The sequence below is a fragment of the Promicromonospora sp. NPDC050262 genome (assembly GCF_040655935.1).
GTDB lineage: Bacteria > Actinomycetota > Actinomycetes > Actinomycetales > Cellulomonadaceae > Promicromonospora.
This window is the reverse complement of record NZ_JBFAKX010000016.1, coordinates 60,772-77,319: the sequence shown is the minus strand read 5'-3', so window position 1 is coordinate 77,319 and position 16,548 is coordinate 60,772. Positions and strand designations below refer to the sequence as shown.

General features: G+C 74.3%; 16 protein-coding genes. 6 read left to right on the top strand and 10 right to left on the bottom strand.

Translation table 11 applies throughout. From position 1 onward, the window contains the following. Nucleotide 1: 1 nt before the first annotated feature. The 5 genes from AB0I29_RS21545 to AB0I29_RS21525 all read right to left on the bottom strand — a co-directional run bounded on the left by AB0I29_RS21545 (nt 2) and on the right by AB0I29_RS21525 (nt 5,865). Nucleotides 2-1,381, bottom strand: a complete 1,380-nt coding sequence (locus AB0I29_RS21545) for a hypothetical protein (protein ID WP_357485581.1) — start codon at nt 1,379-1,381, stop codon at nt 2-4. Continuing rightward, nucleotides 1,378-2,592, bottom strand: a complete 1,215-nt coding sequence (locus AB0I29_RS21540; RefSeq protein WP_357485579.1) for a hypothetical protein — start codon at nt 2,590-2,592, stop codon at nt 1,378-1,380. Before AB0I29_RS21540 ends, AB0I29_RS21545 begins: the two co-directional genes overlap by 4 nt. Continuing rightward, the gene (locus AB0I29_RS21535) at nt 2,589-3,479 is read right to left on the bottom strand and encodes a heme ABC transporter ATP-binding protein (protein ID WP_357485576.1); all 891 of its coding nucleotides are present in this window, start codon (nt 3,477-3,479) and stop codon (nt 2,589-2,591) included. The genes AB0I29_RS21540 and AB0I29_RS21535 overlap by 4 nt, the downstream gene beginning before the upstream one ends. Next, nucleotides 3,476-4,474, bottom strand: a complete 999-nt coding sequence (locus tag AB0I29_RS21530) for an iron ABC transporter permease (protein WP_357485724.1) — start codon at nt 4,472-4,474, stop codon at nt 3,476-3,478. Before AB0I29_RS21530 ends, AB0I29_RS21535 begins: the two co-directional genes overlap by 4 nt. Nucleotides 4,475-4,674: 200 nt before the next feature. Continuing rightward, nucleotides 4,675-5,865 carry an ABC transporter substrate-binding protein gene (locus AB0I29_RS21525; protein WP_357485573.1) on the bottom strand — a complete coding sequence of 397 codons (1,191 nt, stop codon included), beginning with the start codon at nt 5,863-5,865 and terminating at the stop codon, nt 4,675-4,677. A gap of 336 nt (nt 5,866-6,201) precedes the next feature. On the opposite strand from AB0I29_RS21525, the gene AB0I29_RS21520 reads away from it, so the two are divergent. Continuing rightward, complete coding sequence (locus AB0I29_RS21520) at nt 6,202-7,059, top strand: phosphotransferase (protein ID WP_357485571.1); 858 nt, start codon at nt 6,202-6,204, stop codon at nt 7,057-7,059. Between the two features lie 58 nt (nt 7,060-7,117). Beyond that, nucleotides 7,118-7,300: a hypothetical protein gene (locus AB0I29_RS21515; protein WP_285106267.1), complete on the top strand. Its 183-nt coding sequence runs from the start codon at nt 7,118-7,120 to the stop codon at nt 7,298-7,300. Here the strand turns inward: AB0I29_RS21515 and AB0I29_RS21510 are convergent. Together AB0I29_RS21510 and AB0I29_RS21505 are read right to left on the bottom strand one after the other, a co-directional pair. Then, the gene (locus AB0I29_RS21510) at nt 7,263-8,909 is read right to left on the bottom strand and encodes a cytochrome b N-terminal domain-containing protein (RefSeq protein ID WP_357485567.1); all 1,647 of its coding nucleotides are present in this window, start codon (nt 8,907-8,909) and stop codon (nt 7,263-7,265) included. The two genes, AB0I29_RS21515 and AB0I29_RS21510, sit on opposite strands and share 38 nt — an antisense overlap. Further along, nucleotides 8,899-10,365 carry an FAD-dependent oxidoreductase gene (locus tag AB0I29_RS21505; RefSeq protein ID WP_357485565.1) on the bottom strand — a complete coding sequence of 489 codons (1,467 nt, stop codon included), beginning with the start codon at nt 10,363-10,365 and terminating at the stop codon, nt 8,899-8,901. Before AB0I29_RS21505 ends, AB0I29_RS21510 begins: the two co-directional genes overlap by 11 nt. A gap of 177 nt (nt 10,366-10,542) precedes the next feature. Here AB0I29_RS21505 and AB0I29_RS21500 point away from each other — a divergent pair, with 177 nt between their 5' ends. Together AB0I29_RS21500 and AB0I29_RS21495 are read left to right on the top strand one after the other, a co-directional pair. Beyond that, entirely contained in the window at nt 10,543-11,595 is a 1,053-nt protein-coding gene (locus tag AB0I29_RS21500) for an SDR family oxidoreductase (RefSeq protein WP_357485562.1), read from the top strand. A gap of 29 nt (nt 11,596-11,624) precedes the next feature. Beyond that, nucleotides 11,625-12,452, top strand: a complete 828-nt coding sequence (locus AB0I29_RS21495) for a helix-turn-helix transcriptional regulator (protein WP_357485559.1) — start codon at nt 11,625-11,627, stop codon at nt 12,450-12,452. 174 nt (nt 12,453-12,626) lie between these two features. On the opposite strand, the gene AB0I29_RS21490 is transcribed toward AB0I29_RS21495, so the two are convergent. Together AB0I29_RS21490 and AB0I29_RS21485 are read right to left on the bottom strand one after the other, a co-directional pair. Then, nucleotides 12,627-13,343, bottom strand: a complete 717-nt coding sequence (locus tag AB0I29_RS21490; protein ID WP_285106261.1) for an alpha/beta hydrolase — start codon at nt 13,341-13,343, stop codon at nt 12,627-12,629. After that, a complete protein-coding gene (locus AB0I29_RS21485) occupies nt 13,340-14,380 on the bottom strand; it encodes an alpha/beta hydrolase (RefSeq protein ID WP_357485556.1) in 1,041 nt (346 codons plus the stop codon). The genes AB0I29_RS21490 and AB0I29_RS21485 overlap by 4 nt, the downstream gene beginning before the upstream one ends. Before the next feature lie 187 nt (nt 14,381-14,567). Between AB0I29_RS21485 and AB0I29_RS21480 the strand changes: the two genes are divergently transcribed. Then, complete coding sequence (locus tag AB0I29_RS21480; protein WP_357485554.1) at nt 14,568-15,287, top strand: sigma-70 family RNA polymerase sigma factor; 720 nt, start codon at nt 14,568-14,570, stop codon at nt 15,285-15,287. A 29-nt stretch (nt 15,288-15,316) separates the two neighbouring features. On the opposite strand, the gene AB0I29_RS21475 is transcribed toward AB0I29_RS21480, so the two are convergent. Then, nucleotides 15,317-16,168 (bottom strand): NPP1 family protein, encoded by an 852-nt coding sequence (locus AB0I29_RS21475; protein WP_357485551.1) that lies wholly within the window; start codon nt 16,166-16,168, stop codon nt 15,317-15,319. 244 nt (nt 16,169-16,412) lie between these two features. On the opposite strand from AB0I29_RS21475, the gene AB0I29_RS21470 reads away from it, so the two are divergent. Then, complete coding sequence (locus AB0I29_RS21470; protein ID WP_357485549.1) at nt 16,413-16,535, top strand: hypothetical protein; 123 nt, start codon at nt 16,413-16,415, stop codon at nt 16,533-16,535. Nucleotides 16,536-16,548: the final 13 nt, after the last annotated feature.

Here is a 16,548-nt window from a genome sequence, read left to right as displayed (position 1 = left end):
CTCAGGGGTCGCGCCGCCGGAAGGGCAGCACGAGCCAGCCCTGCCGGAAGCCGAGGATCGCCACGGATGCGGCGACCAGCAGCACGGCGGTCAGGACGGCGAGCCGGCGGCCGGTGGTGCCGCCCGGGATCAGGCCGTCGGGGATCAGGGCGGCGCCGGCGGCGTCGAGGGTCGCGGCGGCGACGGGGAGGAACGAGGCGGCGCCCGCGTCGGTGTCGGGCGTGGTGCCCGTGCCGCCGCGGGTGGCTCCGTCGCCCGTGCCGGCGCGAGAGCCGCCGCCGCTGCCCTCGGGGCCGGTGGTTGCGGGCGGGACGGCGGCCGGCGGTGCGGCTGTGCCGTTGCCCCCGTCGCCTCCGCCGCCCGTGCCGCCGTCGCCGGGGCCGGCGCTGCCGACGGACTCGGCGGCGTCGAAGCTGACGCTCACGTTCGCGGGCGTCTTGATCTCGTCCCGGGTGCCGGTGGAGTACCAGAACTCGGGCTCGCCCACGAGCTGGTGGAAGTTCACGAACGCCTGCGGGAACGAGCCCCAGCAGCTCCCGGCCGGGTCCTCGCGGAACTGCGGTACGCGGCCGCCGGTGCTCGTGCGCACGCCGCAGTAGTCGGGCACCAGGTGCCCGCCGCGGGAGGCCGGGTCGAGGCGGCGTCCGGTGAAGGTGACGAGCTGTGCCCGGGTCGACGGCAGCGGTTCCCAGCGGGTCATGTCCTGCTGGTCGGTGCCGTAGCCGCCGAGCGTGCCGGTCAGCGCGCCGTTCCCGGCGGCGTCCAGGCGCAGCTCCGGGTCGGTGACCCACCAGTAGACCAGGCCGCCGTAGAACACCACGGTGAAGCTGCCCTTCCAGCGGATGCGCACCGAGCCGTCGGCCTCGCGCGTGCCGGTGCCGCCCGTCAGCACGGCCTCGGCGCCCGTGGTGCGGCCCGCGGCGTACGACACCGGGCGGCCGTCGGGCGCCGTGCAGCGTGTGCCGAACGTGGCGGTGCGCTGCGTGGCGTCCGCGCCCCGGCCGACGGTGCGCACCACGCGAACGTCGCCGGCGGTGCCGTGGTAGAGGGTGCGGTCGGCGTCGGTCCAGATGCGCCCGCCGCGCGTGTCGCCGTCGGTGCCGGGGCGGCCCGCGACCAGAAAGTTGCACTGCCCCGCGAGGTGGCTCTCCGAGCCGGCCTGCACGCTCACGGCCCAGCGCAGCTCGGCGTCGGTGAGCCTGCCGTCCTCGGCCTCGCCGGGCGGGGCCTGCTCGTCCCCGGGCACGGTGACCGTGAGCAGGAGGGGGCCCTGGTCGTCGGACGCCGTGGCCGACGCCGTGGTCGCCGCGGACAGGAGCAGCGTGAGCACGAGGGCGGCGGCCGTCGTGGCGCTGCGCCGACGGCGAGGAGTGCGGCTCATGCGCGGGCCTCCTGGTCCGCCCGGCGTCGGTCCGCGCGGCGCTTCAGCGCCGTGACCAGCGACGACAGGATCACGACGAGCAGCAGCAGGGCCGCGATCCCCACCGCGATCTCCTCGGGGCGCCAGGTGCCGTCGGCGTTCGCACCGGTGTCACCGCCGACCCCTGCGGCTCCCGTTCCCGCGGCCTCGGCGGCTGCCTCCGCGGCCGACACCTCGGCCGGGTCGCGGGTGACCGTCACCTCGGTCTCGATCGCCGTGCCGGAGGAGGCGCCGGACAGCCGCAGCACGTGCGTGCCCGTGCGCAGGTCCGAGGGCAGCTCCAGGAGGCCCGCGACCTCACCGTGGTTGCCCGCGACCAGCGGCCCGACGGCGACCAGGCCGTCGTCGAGCGTGACGCTCACCTGCTCGCCGGGCTCCAGCCCCTGTGCGCCGAAGCTCAGCACGCGCCCCACGACGGCCGTGGCCTGGTCCACGCCGAGGCTGGCCTTGGCCGGGCGGCTCGTGGCGTCCGGCTCCGTGTCGTCGTCGCCGGACCCGGTGTCGTTCGCGCCGTCGGACCCGGTCCCGCCGGTGCCGCCCGTGCCCGACCCGGCCGCGCCGTCGTCCGCGTCGGAGCCGCCGTCCGCCGTACCCGACCCTGCGCCGCCGCCCGAGCCGGCGAACGTCACGGGCGTGAACGTCTCGTTGTTCGCGTTGCGCACCCCGTGCGCGCCGATCGTGATGATGCCGCACCGCACGGCCGTGCAGTCCACGGTGCTGCCGTCGGCCGCCTTGAAGCGGGCGCCGGGGATCACGAGGTCGGTGGACCAGGTGCCGTCCGCGGCGATGGTGCCGCCGTTCGCCTCCGCCTCCGTGCTCGACCCCGGGAAGGCGACGAACCGCTGGTAGCCCGCGTTCTGCGCGGTCTCGGCGTCGGGCACGTAGCGGTAGGTGTCGCCGGACACGCCGCCGCGGCTCGGCGCCCACGACCCGCCCGACGGGTCCGAGACCCACCCGAAGAACACGTAGAGCCCGCCGAACGCCTTGGGCACCGACTGGAACCCGCTGCCCGAGACACGCACCGTCGAGGCCGCGCCCGGGTCGGGCTGCCCCGACACCGCGACGCGGGCGGCGGCGTGCGCCGTCAGCACCGGGCCGAGCAGTGCGAGGGCGACCACGACGACGAGGGCGACCAGCGAGATCGCCGGGCGGGGCAGGTGGCGGGATGTCATGCGGGGTCCTCGCTGAGGGCGTCGGTTCGGGTGGGGGCGTGGGTCGCGGCTGCCGATGCATCGGTCCGCGCCTCGGCGGCGTAGCGGGGGAGCACCAGCAGCCCGCCCGTGACGGGGTGCCGCACCACGTCGACGGGGTGCTCGTAGACCCGGGACAGCAGGTCGGCGGTCAGCACCTCGGCGGGCGGGCCGACGGCGGCGACCCGGCCGCCGTCGAGCACCAGCACGCGGTCCGCCCAGGCGGCGGCGAGCGCCAGGTCGTGCAGCACCACGACGACGGCGCCGCCGTCCGACGCGCGCCGCCGGGCGTGGCGCAGCACGTGCTCGGTGTGCCGCACGTCGAGCGCGGCGGTCGGCTCGTCGAGCAGCAGCAGCGTGGTGTCCTGCGCGAGCAGCCGCGCGAACGAGGTGCGGGCCTTCTCGCCGCCCGACAGCGTGGGGAAGCGCCGCTCGGCCAGCCCGACGACGTCCGCGGCCGCCAGGGCGCGGGCGACCACGGCGTCGTCGTCGGCGGGTGTGCCGGAGGCTTGCCAGGGCGCCCGGCCCATGCGGACCACGTCGATCACCCGGAACGGGAAGCTGACCTGGTTCTCCTGGAGCAGGACGGCGCGCAGCCGGGCCAGCTCGGCGGGCCGGACGGCGCCCAGGGGCGTGCCGGTCCAGGCGGCCTCGCCGCCGTCGGGGGCGCGGTCGCCCGCCAGGACCGAGACGAGCGTGGACTTGCCGGCCCCGTTCGGCCCGACGACGACGAGCACCTCGCCCGGGCGGACCTCCAGGTCGACGCCGTCGAGCAGCACGGCGTCCCCGGCGGTGACCCGGACGCCGGTCAGGGTGAGCAGCGCCGGCCAGGTTGTCGTCGTCGGCTGGGCAGTCGGCCGTGCGCTCATGCCCAGCCTCCCGCGGTGCGGCGCGTGCGGCGGATGAGCCAGAAGAAGAACGGCCCGCCGACCAGGGCGGTGAGCATGCCGATCGGCAGGTCGGCGTAGCCGACGGCGGTGCGCGCGACGAGGTCGGCGGCCAGCAGCAGCACGGCGCCGCCGAGCGCGCTGAGCGGCACGAGCACGCGGTGCGCGGGGCCTACGGCCATGCGGATCAGGTGCGGAACCACGAGGCCGACGAACGCGATGATGCCGCAGAACGCGACGCCCGCGGCGGTGAGCACGGCGACCACGACGATGCTGAGCACGCGCAGGCGCTCGACGTCGACGCCGAGGTGCCGCGCCGACCGCTCGCCCAGGGACAGCAGGTCCAGCCGGCGCGCCAGCAGCAGTGCGCCGACCACACCGACCGCCACGAGCGGCGCGACCACGGCGACGTACGCCCAGCGGGTCCCGTTGAACGAGCCGAGCTGCCAGAACACGATCTGCTCCCGGGCCTGCGTGTCGCCGAGGAACGTGGTCAGCGCCAGGCCGGCGCCGCACACGGCGTTCACGGCCACGCCGGTGAGCACCAGCGTGACCACCTCGGTGCGGCCCGCCGACCGGGCCAGCCCGTAGACGAGGAACGTCGCGGCGAGCCCGCCCGCGAACGCGGCGGCGGCAGTGGTCCAGGGGCCGAGCGCCGTCAGCCCGAGCACGATGGTCACGGACGCCGCCACGGCCGCGCCGGAGGAGACGCCGACGACGCCGGGCTCCGCCAGCGGGTTGCCGAAGACGCCCTGCATCACGGCCCCGGCCGTCGCGAGCGCGGCCCCCACCAGCGCCGCCATGGCGACGCGCGGGAACCGGATGGTCCAGAGCGCGGCGTCGCCGTTCGGGTGGGCGGGCATCGGGCCGACGTCGAGACCCGCGTGGTGCAGCAGGGACCCCACGACCTCGGCGGGCGGGACATGGAGCTGCCCGGACCCCGCGGACACGACCGCCAGCACGCTGAGCGCGACCACGAGTCCGGCGGTGAGGGCGGCGGTGCGGGCGGGGCGGGTGGGCGGGAGCGGGGTGTCGGAGGCGGTGCGTCCTGGCCGGCTCGCGCCGTCGGGGCCGGGGCCGGGGGCGGGGGTGCTCGCGACCGAGTCGCCGTCGGGCCGCACGGGTGGGCGCGCGGTCGGGCTGACGGCGGGGCTCCCGGACGCGCGGGTCGTCGGGGTCACGAGACGCTCTCCGGCGCGTAGAACGCGCGGGCCAGCGCGTCGAGCACGTCCGCCGACCTGGGCCCGAACGACAGGATCTCCGTGTCGTCCATGGCGACGAACCGCCGGTTCTCGCCCGCCGGCGTCTGCGCCAGGGCCGGCACCTGCTCCAGCAGCCCGTCCACGCCGCCCACGGACTCCAGCCCGCCGGTCATCAGCAGCACGAGGTCGGGCTGCATGGAGATCAGACCCTCGTCGTTCAGCGGGCGCATGCCCTTCCAGCCCACCTCGGCGGCGGCGTCGACGGCGCCCAGGCCCTCGATGAGAGAGTCCGCCCCGGACTCGTCGCCGAACAGGTAGTAGACGCCCGACTGCCCGCGCACGTAGAGGAAGATCACGCGCGGCCGGACGGCCGGGTCGGCGGGCGCCAGCTCCGCGACCTGCGCCAGCGTGTCGTCGACGGCGACCTCGGTGCGCTCGGCGAGGACCGCGCCCTCGGCGGGCAGGCCCAGCGCCTCGCCCGTGGCGCGGGCCAGGTCGGCGGAGGTCTCCAGGCTGCGGTGGCTGTCGAGCACGACGACGGGGATGCCGGCGTCGCGCATCTGCAGCACCACGTCCCAGGGGCCGAGCGTGGTGTCCGTGAGGATGACGGTGGGCGCCAGGTCGAGGATCGCCTCGCCCGTGAGCTCGTGGCCGTTGGACGTGACGAGCGGCCGGTCGGCGATCTCCGGGAAGCCCGACGAGACGTCGCGGCCCACGACGCTGTCGCCCAGCCCGAGCTCGAACACGATTCGCGAGAGCGACCCGTACAGGTCGAGCGCCAGGATCCGGCTCGTGTCGGCGACCGTCACCTCGGTGCCCTGCGCGTCGGTGACGGTCGCGGGCAGGGCCGGCTGCGGGTTCTCGGCGACCGGGTCGACGGGGCGCTCGGGCGTGCCCACCGTGATCTCGCCGATCCACGCGCGCGGGTCGGCGATCGGCTCCAGCTCGCTGAGCGGCTCCGTGCCGACGACGGCGCCGCCGTCGTCCGCGTGCCCCGCCAGAGGGAGCTGCAGTCCGCACCCGGCGACGAGCGCGGCGACCGCGAGCAGCACGGCGGCGGCGAGCGCTGGGCGTCGGCGGGCCGGACGTGCCGGTCTGCTGAGGACTGGCCTGCTCGTGGTTCGCGTCGCGGCGCGATCGGGGCCGGCTCCGGGCAGGCGCAACATCGGACAGCTCCCTCGTACGCCGGGACGGTGCCCCGGTATGGAATTAGGTGTGCCTAACTTAGGCGAGGCGAGCCTCAAGAAGTCAAGTCAGGTCGGCACTTGAGGGGATAAATCACCCGAGCGGCCCGGAGGTCGGAACCCCCTCGCCGGAGCGCGACGCCGCCGTCAGTGCTCGGCGGCGTTGACCACAGCAGTTGCTGCCAGGCCGGGGTCGAATCTGGCAGCAACTGCTGTGGTCAACGCGCTGGGGCTGTTCGGGTGACTCGATCGGGGTGTCTGGCGGAACCACCCGAAACGGAGGTGGTGACGTAGCCCCGCGCCCAGCACACTGTCCGGATGACCGACTCGACCGCCGCCGGACCGGTCCCTGCCGGCGGAGCCGGGCTCGGGCCCAGGATCGGCGTGGGTCGCGAGGCCGAGGTGTACGCCTGGGGCGGCGACGCCGTCGTGAAGCTCTACCGTTCCGGGTTCGCCGGGCACCGGGCCGAGGCGGCGGCGCTGGCCGGCCTGGCCGGGCACCACGTCGCTCCCGGCCTGGTCGATGTCATGACGTGGGACGGGCGCCCGGGCCTGGTGCTGGAACGTGTCGCCGGCGCGGACATGCTGGAGACGCTCCGGCGCAGGCCGTGGCGGGTGCGGGCGCTCGCCCGGGCCCTGGCGGAGACCCACCTCGCCGTCCACGCGGTGCCCGCGCCGGCGGACCTGCCCGACGTCCGCCAGGTGCTGGCTGCCCGCATCGACGGCGCGACCCTGTCCCGGGAGCTGCGCGGGTTCGCGCTGCGCCTGCTCGACGGGCTGCCGTCGGGGGACCGGCTGTGCCACGGCGACTACCACCCCGGCAACGTCATGGTGTCCGGCGAGCGGGTGAGCGTCATCGACTGGCCCAACGCCGCGCGCGGCGTGCCCGAGGCGGACCACACCCGGGCGATCCTGCTGCTGCAGTGGGCTGACGCGTCGCCCGCCGCCCCGCGCGGTCTGCCCGGGCTGGCGGCTCGTGGGCTGGTGGCGGCCGGCCGGTCGATGCTCACCCGCGGGTACGCCCTGGCCTACGCCGACGGATCTCCGCGCCCCCTGCGCGACCTCGAGTCGTGGCTCGTGGTGCATGCCGCGGCGCGGCTGTCCGAGGGCGTCGTCGCCGAGCGCGCCCGGCTCGTCGACTGGCTCGTGCGGGCGATGCACGCCTTCGAGGCCTGAGCGCTCACCAGGCCGGATACCCGGCGCCCGGCGTAGCGTGGGTCACGGAGGTGGGGTCATGAGCGACTCACGGACGGGCGCCGCGGGCGGTGGCGCGATCTACGGGCTCGGCGTCATCGGTGCATGGGTCTACTTCTGGCAGCAGGCCGACGGGTTCTGGGAGTTCGTCTGGGCCGTCGTCCAGGGCCTGTTCTGGCCGGCGTTCATGGTGTACGAGGCGTTCGCGGCGCTGGGCGGATAGCCCCGCGGGTCCGGCTCTTGCTGACGGCGACGCCGGCTCGGCCTCCCGCACCCTCGAGCTGCCGGCCCGCGGCCGGCGCCCCGGCCCGGGCCGCGTCGCGCTCCGCCGCCGGCACCACGTGCCCCGTGCCGAACCCGCGCGCCAGCGCACCGCGCAGCCGCTCGCTCCCGCGCAGCCGCCCCTTGCCGTCCGTGCGGCCCGGCGCCGCTGGGACGGGGACGACGGTCAGCCGCGCCCGCTCGGCGTCGTCGACCGGCTGGTGGATATCGGCGTACCCGCCGTTCGGCATCCGCACCACCCGGCCCGTCTCGTGACCGTGCAGCGCGATCTCCAGGTCCTTGCGCTGCAGCCCGATGCAGACCCGCCGCGTGATCTCGAACGCCAGCGCGGGCCCGACGACCAGCAGCACCTGCAGCGTGGTGATCACCGACTCGAAGCTCACGCTGAACTGGGTCGAGACGATGTCGGCGCTCGCGGCGCCCCACAGGATGCCGTAGAAGAGCGCGCCCGCCACGCCGATGCCGGTACGGACCGGGAAGTGGCGGGGGCGGTCCAGCACGTGGTGCTGCTCGCGGTCCTGGGTGACCCAGGCCTCGACGTACGGGTAGACGACCAGCAGGCCGAAGTACACGGCGACGACGGCGAGCGGGACCAGCGTGGCGAACGTCCACGTCCAGCCGAACCACTCGGTCTCCCAGCCCATCGGGACCAGGCGCAGCGCCCCGTCGAGGAACCCCATGTACCAGTCGGGCTGGCTCCCGGCGCCGACCTCGCCCACCGACGCCGGCCCGTAGGTCCAGACGGGGCTGATCGTCGCGGTCGCGCCGAGCAGCACGAGCACCGAGCCGGTGATGCCCATCATGCCGAGGGCACGGAAGGCGGCGTCGGGCCACAGGCGCAGCCCGAGCGATGCGACCGGCTCCGGCCGGAACTGCTTGGCCTGCCCGTCCCGCAGGGTGAGCGCCGCCCGCGCGATCAGGACGACGACGAGCAGCCCCGGCGCGATCGCCACGTGCAGCGGGTACAGGTTCTCGATGATCTGGCCCGGGAACGGCCCGCCGAACATCAGCCCGGCGATCCAGGTCCCCAGGAACGGGATGCTGAGGACCACACCCTCCACGATCCGCAGGCCGGTGCCCGACAGCATGTCGTCGGGCAGGGCGTAGCCGCTCCAGCCGGCGGCCAGCACCAGCACGAACGCCGCCACCAGCAGCACCCAGCTCAGCCGCCGCGGCCGGCGGAACCCGCCGGTGAAGAACGTGATGAGCAGCTGCATGATGACCGAGGCGGGCATGACGAGCGCCGCCCAGTGGTGCGTCTGGCGCAGCAGGAGGCCGCCCGTCTGCTCGAACGAGATGCGCATGGTCGAGGCGAACGCCTCGGTGACCGTCGCGCCCTGCAGCGGCCCGTAGGGCCCGGTGTAGGTGACCAGCTCGTTCGACGGCGTGTAGGTGAACGCCAGCAGGATGCCGGTGATCGTCAGGACGACCAGGCACGTGAAGGTCACGACCCCGAACAGGTTGGACCAGTGCAGCTGCACGCGCCGCTCGCCGAGCGCGGCGGCGCGGGCGCGGAGGCCGGCGGCCCGACGGCGGAGGTCAGCCCGCATCGCGCACCACGCTCAGCTCGGGGCGGACGGCGGGGTCAGCGGGGGTCGGTGCCGCCGGTGCCGCCGGTGCCGGGGCGGCCGGTGCGGGGGTGCCGGCGGCTGCCGCCGCCTTCTCGCCCGAGGCCTTCTCGCCCGAGCCCGCGAACGGGTCGCCGCCCGCGAGGAACGCCGCCCGGGGCGACTGCACCGTCGAGAGCGGGATGATGTCGCGGCCGAACAGCACCGCGGAGGCCCACACGAGCAGCACGCGCACCTTGCGCTCCCAGGTCGGGACCGCCAGGACGTGGTAGCCGCGGTGCATGATCCAGGCCGGGAAGCCCTTGATGACCAGGCGCTTGTACTGGAAGATGCCGCGCCCGATGCCGAGGGTGGCGACCACGCCGAGGCTGTGGTGCAGGTACGGCCTGGGCTTCCTGCCGCGCAGGACGGCGACCAGGTTCTTCGCCAGCAGCTTGCCCTGCCGGACGGCGTGCTGGGCGTTCGGCACGGTCCGCGCGCCGGGGACGGTCGAGGCCAGGTCGGGCACGGCGGCGTTGTCGCCGGCGGCCCAGGCGTCGGGGACGAGCTCGTCGTCGGTGCCGACGCGGAGGTCCGCGCGGACGCGGACCAGGCCGCGCTCGTCGACCGGCAGGTCGGTGTTCCTCGCGACGACGGGGTTGCTGCCGTTGCCGGCGGCCCAGATCAGCAGGCCGTTGCCGTACGACTCGCCGGTCGACAGCATGATCCGGCCGTCGGCCGCCGAGACGACCTGCGTGCCGAGGTGGATGCGCCCGCCGCGCTCCTGCAGGTGCCGCACGACCCAGCGGCCGGGCTCGTCCGTGACCTCGGGCAGGATGCGCTTGTTCGCGTCCACGAGGTGGAAGGCCAGGTCGTCGCGACCGAGCTCCGGGTAGGAGCGCAGCAGGGCGGTGGCCAGGGAGAGCAGCTCGCCGAAGACCTCGACGCCGGTGAACCCGCCGCCCACGACGGTGACCGTCAGGAGCCGGCGGCGCTCGATGCCCGGCGGGAGCAGGGCGGCGCGGTCGAACGCCGTCAGGAGCGCGTCGCGGATCGCGACGGCCTCCTCCACGTGCTTGAGGCCGATCGCCTCCTGCTCGATGCCCGGCACGGGGAACGTCCGGGTCACGGCGCCGGCGGTGACGACGATCGTGTCGTACGTGATCTCCCGCAGGGCGCCGTCGTTGGTGCGGACGGTCGCGGTGCGGTGCGCGTGGTCGATCCTGGTGGTGTGGCCGGCGATGATCGTGGTGTGGTGCAGGTGGCGCCGCAGCGACACCATGACGTGCCGCGCCTCGATGGAGCCGGCCGTGACCTCGGGCAGGAACGGCTGGTAGGTCATGTAGCCGTGCGGATCGACGAGCGTGACCTCGGCCTCACCCCGGCGGAGCTTCTTCTCCAGGCCCCACGCTGCGTAGAAGCCCGCGTAGCCGCCGCCGACGATCAGAATCTTCTCCATGACACCCTCCTGGTGGTCTTACCAGTTCGACAACACAGCGGGCCCGGACGTGACGTGGCGCTGGTCACAGGCCTCTAGCCACGGACAACTCGAACCTGGATCCGGCCCCGGGCCGCGCGCACTCTGGTCGGGACCGGTCGGCCGACCGGTGGAGAACCCGTCGTGAGGAAGATCGTCGTGAGCAAGAACTCCGTGACCAGCAGCCCCGTGGCCGGCGGCCTGGTGACCAGCAAGCCCGTGAAGCACCGTCCCCGGAGGTACACCGACGTCGTCGTGCCGGACCTCACCGGCCGGCGCGCCGTCGTGACCGGCGCGAGCGACGGGATCGGGCTGGGGCTCGCCGAGCGGTTCGCGCGGGCCGGGGCCGAGCTCGTGCTGCCGGTGCGGAACCCGGCCAAGGGCCAGGCGGCCGTCGAGCGGCTTCGCGCGGCGGTGCCGGACGCCGTCGTCGGAACCCGCCCGCTCGACCTCGCCTCGCTGGACTCCGTGGCGGCACTGGCCGACGACCTCCTGGCGGAGGGCCGCCCGATCGACCTGCTGGTGGCGAACGCCGGGGTGATGACGCCGCCCGGCCGGCACACGACCGCCGACGGGTTCGAGCTCCAGCTCGGCACCAACCACCTGGGACACATGGCGCTGGTCGGACGGCTGCTGCCGCTGCTGCGTGCGAGCGACGCCCGCACAGCCGACGGCCGCCCGGCCCGTGCGCGGGTGACCACGATGTCGAGCGCCGCGGCGCGGTTCGGCAAGATCGACTGGACCGACCTCAACAGCGAGCGCGACTACTCGCCGGTGCGGGCCTACAACTTCTCCAAGCTCGCCCAGCTCATGTTCGCCCTGGAGCTCGACCGGCGCAGCCGGGCGCACGGCTGGGGCATCGTGAGCAACGCGGCCCACCCCGGCACCACCTACACGGGCCTGTACGCGGCCGGCCCCGCGATGGGCACCGGCTCGGGTACCGGCGAGCCGCCGCGGATGGACGCCGTCATGCGACGCCTGCTCGCCCTCGGGGTGTTCGTGCAGCCGGTCGAGATGGGCATCCTGCCCGCGCTGCAGGCAGTCACGGACGTCACGGCCGGCGGCGGGACGTTCTACGGGCCCGACGGCGTTGGCCACTTCACGGGCAGCTCGGCACCGCAGCGCGTCTACGACGCCGCGACCGACGAGGCGGCCGCGAGCCGGCTCTGGGACGTCTCGGAGGACCTGACGGGCGTCCGGTTCCCTGCTTGATTCCGCACGACGAGAGTGAGGCGACGGTGATGGACCGCCAGCAGCTGGCCGACTTCCTGAGGACGCGCCGGGAGGCACTCCAGCCGGAGGACGTGGGCCTGCCGCGCGGTCCGCGCCGGCGCACGAGCGGGCTCCGGCGGGAGGAGGTGGCGGCGCTGAGCGGCGTCTCCGCCGACTACTACAGCCGCATCGAGCAGCAGCGCGGACCGGTGCCGTCGGAGCAGGTGCTCGCGGCGATCGCGCACGGCATGCACCTGAGCCTGGAGGAGCGGGACCGCCTCGTCGAGCTCGCGGGCCACGCCCTGCCGCGCCGGGTCCAGCGCGGGGACCACATCAACGTCGGCATGATGCGGATCCTCGACGGTCTGACCGACGCGCCCGCCCAGGTCGAGAACGTGCTGGGCGAGACCCTCCGGCAGACCCGGCTCGCGGTGGCGCTCCTGGGCGACGAGACGTCGTACACCGGGCCGGAGCGCGTGCGCGCCTACCGGTGGTTCACCGACCCTCAGGCGCGGGACCGGGTCCCCGAGGAGGACCACGAGCACCACGGGCGCACGCTCACGGCCCGGCTCGCGGCCCTGCAGGCGCAGACCGGTCCGCGGTCCCCGGCGGGCGAGCTCGCCGCCCGGCTGCGCGGCGACAGCCCGGAGTTCGCGCGGCTGTGGGACGAGCACCCCGTCGTCGGGCCCTACTGCGAGCCCAAGCGCCTGAACCACCCCGAGGTGGGCCTCGTGGAGCTGCACGGGCAGACCCTGCTCGACCCGGACCAGAACCAGGCCCTGACGGTCTTCACCGCGGTGCCCGGCACCGAGAGCTACGACCGGCTCCAGCTCCTCTCGGTCGTGGGCTCCCTCTGAGGCGCTCGCGGCGAGAGCCGTCGGCGCACGAACGACGCCGGCCGGGATGCTGGCGGGCTCCCGGCCGGCGTCATGTTCGAGCTCAGTGCGTGAGCTCAGTGCGTGAGCTCAGCGTCCGAGCTCAGCGTCCGAGCTCAGCGTCCGAGCTCAGCGTTCGCGCTCGGTGTCGCGCGTTCAGTCCGAGGTGGCCTGGACCGCGGCCGCGATCGTCTCGGCCACCGTGACCGGGTGCGACACGCTGATCGCGTGCGACGCCCCAGGCACCCCGGTCACCGCGCGGGCGCCGGCGCGCTCGGCCATGAACCGGACCAGCTCGGCCGGGATGTTGCGGTCGGCCTCGCCGTACACGACCCACGACGGGATGGTGCGCCAGGCCGGCTCGGCCGCCGGCAGGTGGTCGGTCAGCGCGGCCTCGGTGACCGGCCGCTGGGTGGCGGCCATGAGGGCCGTGAGGTCTTCGTCGACGTCGGCGGCGAACTGCTCGCCGAACACCTCCGGGCGGATCGCGAGCTCGTTGCCGCCCGTGGAGACCGGGTAGGCCTTGAGCGCCGCGCCGAGGGTGCTGCCGGGGAACTTGGCGGACAGGTCGAACGCGTTCTCCCCGGTGTCCGGCGTGAAGGCCGCGACGTAGACGAGGCCCACGACCTTCGGGTTGCCGGCGGCGGCCTCCGTGATGACCATGCCGCCGTAGGAGTGGCCGGCCAGCACCACCGGGCCGGGGATGGACGCGACGACGTCGCGCACGTACTGGGCGTCACCCGCGACGGACCGCAGCGGGTTGCCGACGGCGACCACCGGGATCAGCTGCTGCTGCAGGTGTCCGACGACGGCGTTCCAGCTCGACGACTCGGCGAACGCCCCGTGGACGAGGACGACGGTGGGGGTGGTCATGACTGCTCTCCCTTGGTGGATCCTGCTGTGTTCGGTACTGCTGTGTTCGTCAGTTCGGTCTTGAGCGCCTTGCGCAGCACGTGGACGGCCTGCTCCAGGGCGGCGGTCGTCGCGGCCGTGCCGCGCAGCGGGTTCAGCATCAGGAAGTCGTGGATCGTGCCGTTGTAGCGGACGGTCGTCGTCGGGACGCCGGCGGCGATCAGGTGGCGCGCGTACGCCTCGCCCTCGTCCCGCAGCACGTCGTTCTCGTCCACGACCAGGAACGCCTCGGGCAGCCCGGCGAGGTCTTCGGCGGTGGCCCGCAGCGGGGACGCGGTGATCTCGTCGCGCCGCTCCAGGTCGGGCAGGTAGGCGTCCCAGAACCACGCCATCGCCTTGGCCGTCAGGTGCGGGCCGTCGGCGAACTCGCGGTAGCTGCCGGTGTCCTGCCCGGCGTCGGTCACCGGGTAGTACATCGACTGGTGCACGAAGGTCACGTCCCCGCGCTGCTTGGCCAGGATCGCCAGGGCGGCGGTCATGTTCCCGCCCACCGAGTCGCCGACGACGGCCAGCCGCGCGGCGTCCAGCCCTTCGGCGGCGCCGTGCCGGGTGATCCACTGCGCGGTGGCGTACGCCTGCTCGATCGCCACGGGGTACTGCGCCTCCGGCGATCGGGTGTACTCCACGAAGACCACGGCGGCGCCCACACCGACGGCCAGCTCGCGCACGAGCCGGTCGTGGGTGCCCGCGTTGCCGAGGATCCACCCGCCGCCGTGCACGTAGAGGATGGTCGGCAGCGGGGTGGGCAGCAGGTCCGGCCGGCCGGACGGGCTGGTCGAGCCGGCGCCGACGGGCTTGACGATGCGCACCTGCACGTCGCCGACGTCGGCCGGGACGGTGATCCACTTCTCGTCGACGTCCGGCTTCTCGATCGGCGCCGCCTGGACGTCGTCGAGCAGCTTGCGGGCTCCCTCGACGCCCAGCTCGTAGAGCAACGGGGGCTTTGCGGTCGCGTCGGCGAACGCCTGGGCCGCCGGTTCGAGCACGTGCTCGCTCATGTTTTCTCCTTGCTCGCTTCATCGTGCCTGCTACCGAGCCTGTGGATGCATCTCGATGGGTCTGCTGAGCCGGGTGGCGGCTCGGGCAGCGCAGGACAGGGGATCCGGGCCGTGCTTTTATCGGCCTCACACGTACGACCGGTCGGGGGCGCCGGCTGTGACGGCCGTCCGTCCCCGAGGTGAGTTCATGACCGCATCAGGCGCCGCAGAGCCGGGAAGTTCAGAGCCGGGTAGTTCAGAGCCGGGAAGTTCAGCGCCGGGGCTCGACGTCGCGGCCGCCGTCTTCACGGAGGTCCGGCCGCAGCTCTTCCGCATCGTGTACCGCATGCTCGGGTCGGCCGCCGAGGCGGAGGACGTGCTGCAGGACACCTGGATCCGTTGGCACACCACCGACCGGACCGTCGTCCGGAACCCGCACGCCTTCCTGACGACGACCACCACGCGGCTCGCCGTCAACGTGCTGCAGAGCGCACGGTCACGGCGCGAGACGTATGTCGGGCCGTGGCTGCCCGAACCGGTGGACACGAGCGACGACCCGGCGCTCGGCGCGGAGCAGGCGGAGGCCCTGGACGTCGCGGTGCTGGTCCTGCTCGAACGCCTCACGCCGACCGAGCGCGCCGCGTACGTGCTCCGCGAGGCGTTCGACTATGCGTACGCGGACATCGCCGAGATCGTCCAGCTCTCGCAGGCGGCGGCGCGCCAGCTCGTGAGCCGGGCGCGCAAGCACATCGTGTCCGGGCGGCGCAGCACGGTGCTCGCGAGCAAGCAGCGCGCGCTGCTGGACGCGTTCGTCGCGGCGGCGCGGCTCGGCGACCTCACGGGGCTGGAGCGGCTGTTCGTCGCCGACGTCGGCTGCCGGGCCGACACCTTCTGGGTCGGCCCGGCGCCGAGACCGGTCCGTGTCTAGGCCGGAACCGGTCCGCGCCTAGGCCGCGTCTAGGCCGAGGGGTCGAACGGGATGCCGGCCGGCTTCATGCGCTCCAGCCAGTAGGTGAAGTCGCCGTCGTCGATCTTGATGCTCGCACCGCCGAAGTCGGCGGTCATCAGGCGGTCGCGCAGCGACGTGCTCGGCCAGCCGTTCCAGCCGACGATCGGCGGGTACCGCCAGGTGCCGTAGTGGTTCTCCGGCGGGTCGTCGTTGCCGTTGGCCAGGCGGAACAGGTGCGTGCTCGGCCCGTCCTTGTGGTAGACGATCTTGGGGTGCGAACCCTCGAACCGGACCTGTGAGCGGGGGTAGGTCGCCGAACCGCTGTGCTCGGTGATCGAGACGTGCTCCACCTGGTTGGTCGACTGATCGACCCATACCACGACGTGCTCCCAGTCGTGCCGGTGGCTGCCGATGGCCACCGGGCCGTCCATGGTCTGGTCCTTCTCGAAGTAGCTCGCGTACATGACGGCGCACCAGCCGTTGTTGCACCTGTCGCGCGAGTAGGTCTGCGACGCGTCCAGGTCCCACTGGTCGCGACAGCTCCCGTTGACGGCGCCGCCGATCGCGAGGCCGGTCGCCAGCGTCCCGTCGGGGCCGATCGCGGACGTCGCATAGCAGCCGTCGGTGTCGTAGTCGTAGGCGGGGGAGAAGGACTGCTCGTACCCGCCGGCGTTCTGCGGGAGGTTCGGCGGCGGGTCGGCCTGCGCGGCCGTGGCCGGGGCGACGAGCGCGAGCAGCGTGACGGCGGCGGCCGCGACGGTGCGACGTGCCTTCGGGAGCGTGCGCCGGGGCGTCGGCTGTGACTTGGGCTGTGACGGGGGCCGGGGTGCGGGGGAGGTCGGACGGTCCGTGCGTTCCATGACGGGCCTCTCGTGAGTCCTGCGCTTCGGGGTCGTGCGGAGCGGGTGAAAAGCCGGGCAGACGGATGGTATTGCCGCCGGCCGGACCGGGCAATGAGGGTGATTGCTTATGCGGGCGGACGGCGTTGACCGCGCACCGCCGGGGTCGCTATGTTCTTTGTGGGCACAATCGTTCGGATACCGAACGCCTGCGCGAGCATCACGTTCAGCACCACGTTCAGTACCACGTTCAAGGGAGAACCTCATGGACGAGCCGGTCGCCCGCCTGCGCACGCACGTGTCCGAGCTGGTGCAGCAGGCCGAGAGGGGCGCGCGCGGCCTCGCGGCGGCGCGGCTCACCCATGCGGTCGGGGGAGCGGATGCCTGACCTGCCCGAGCCT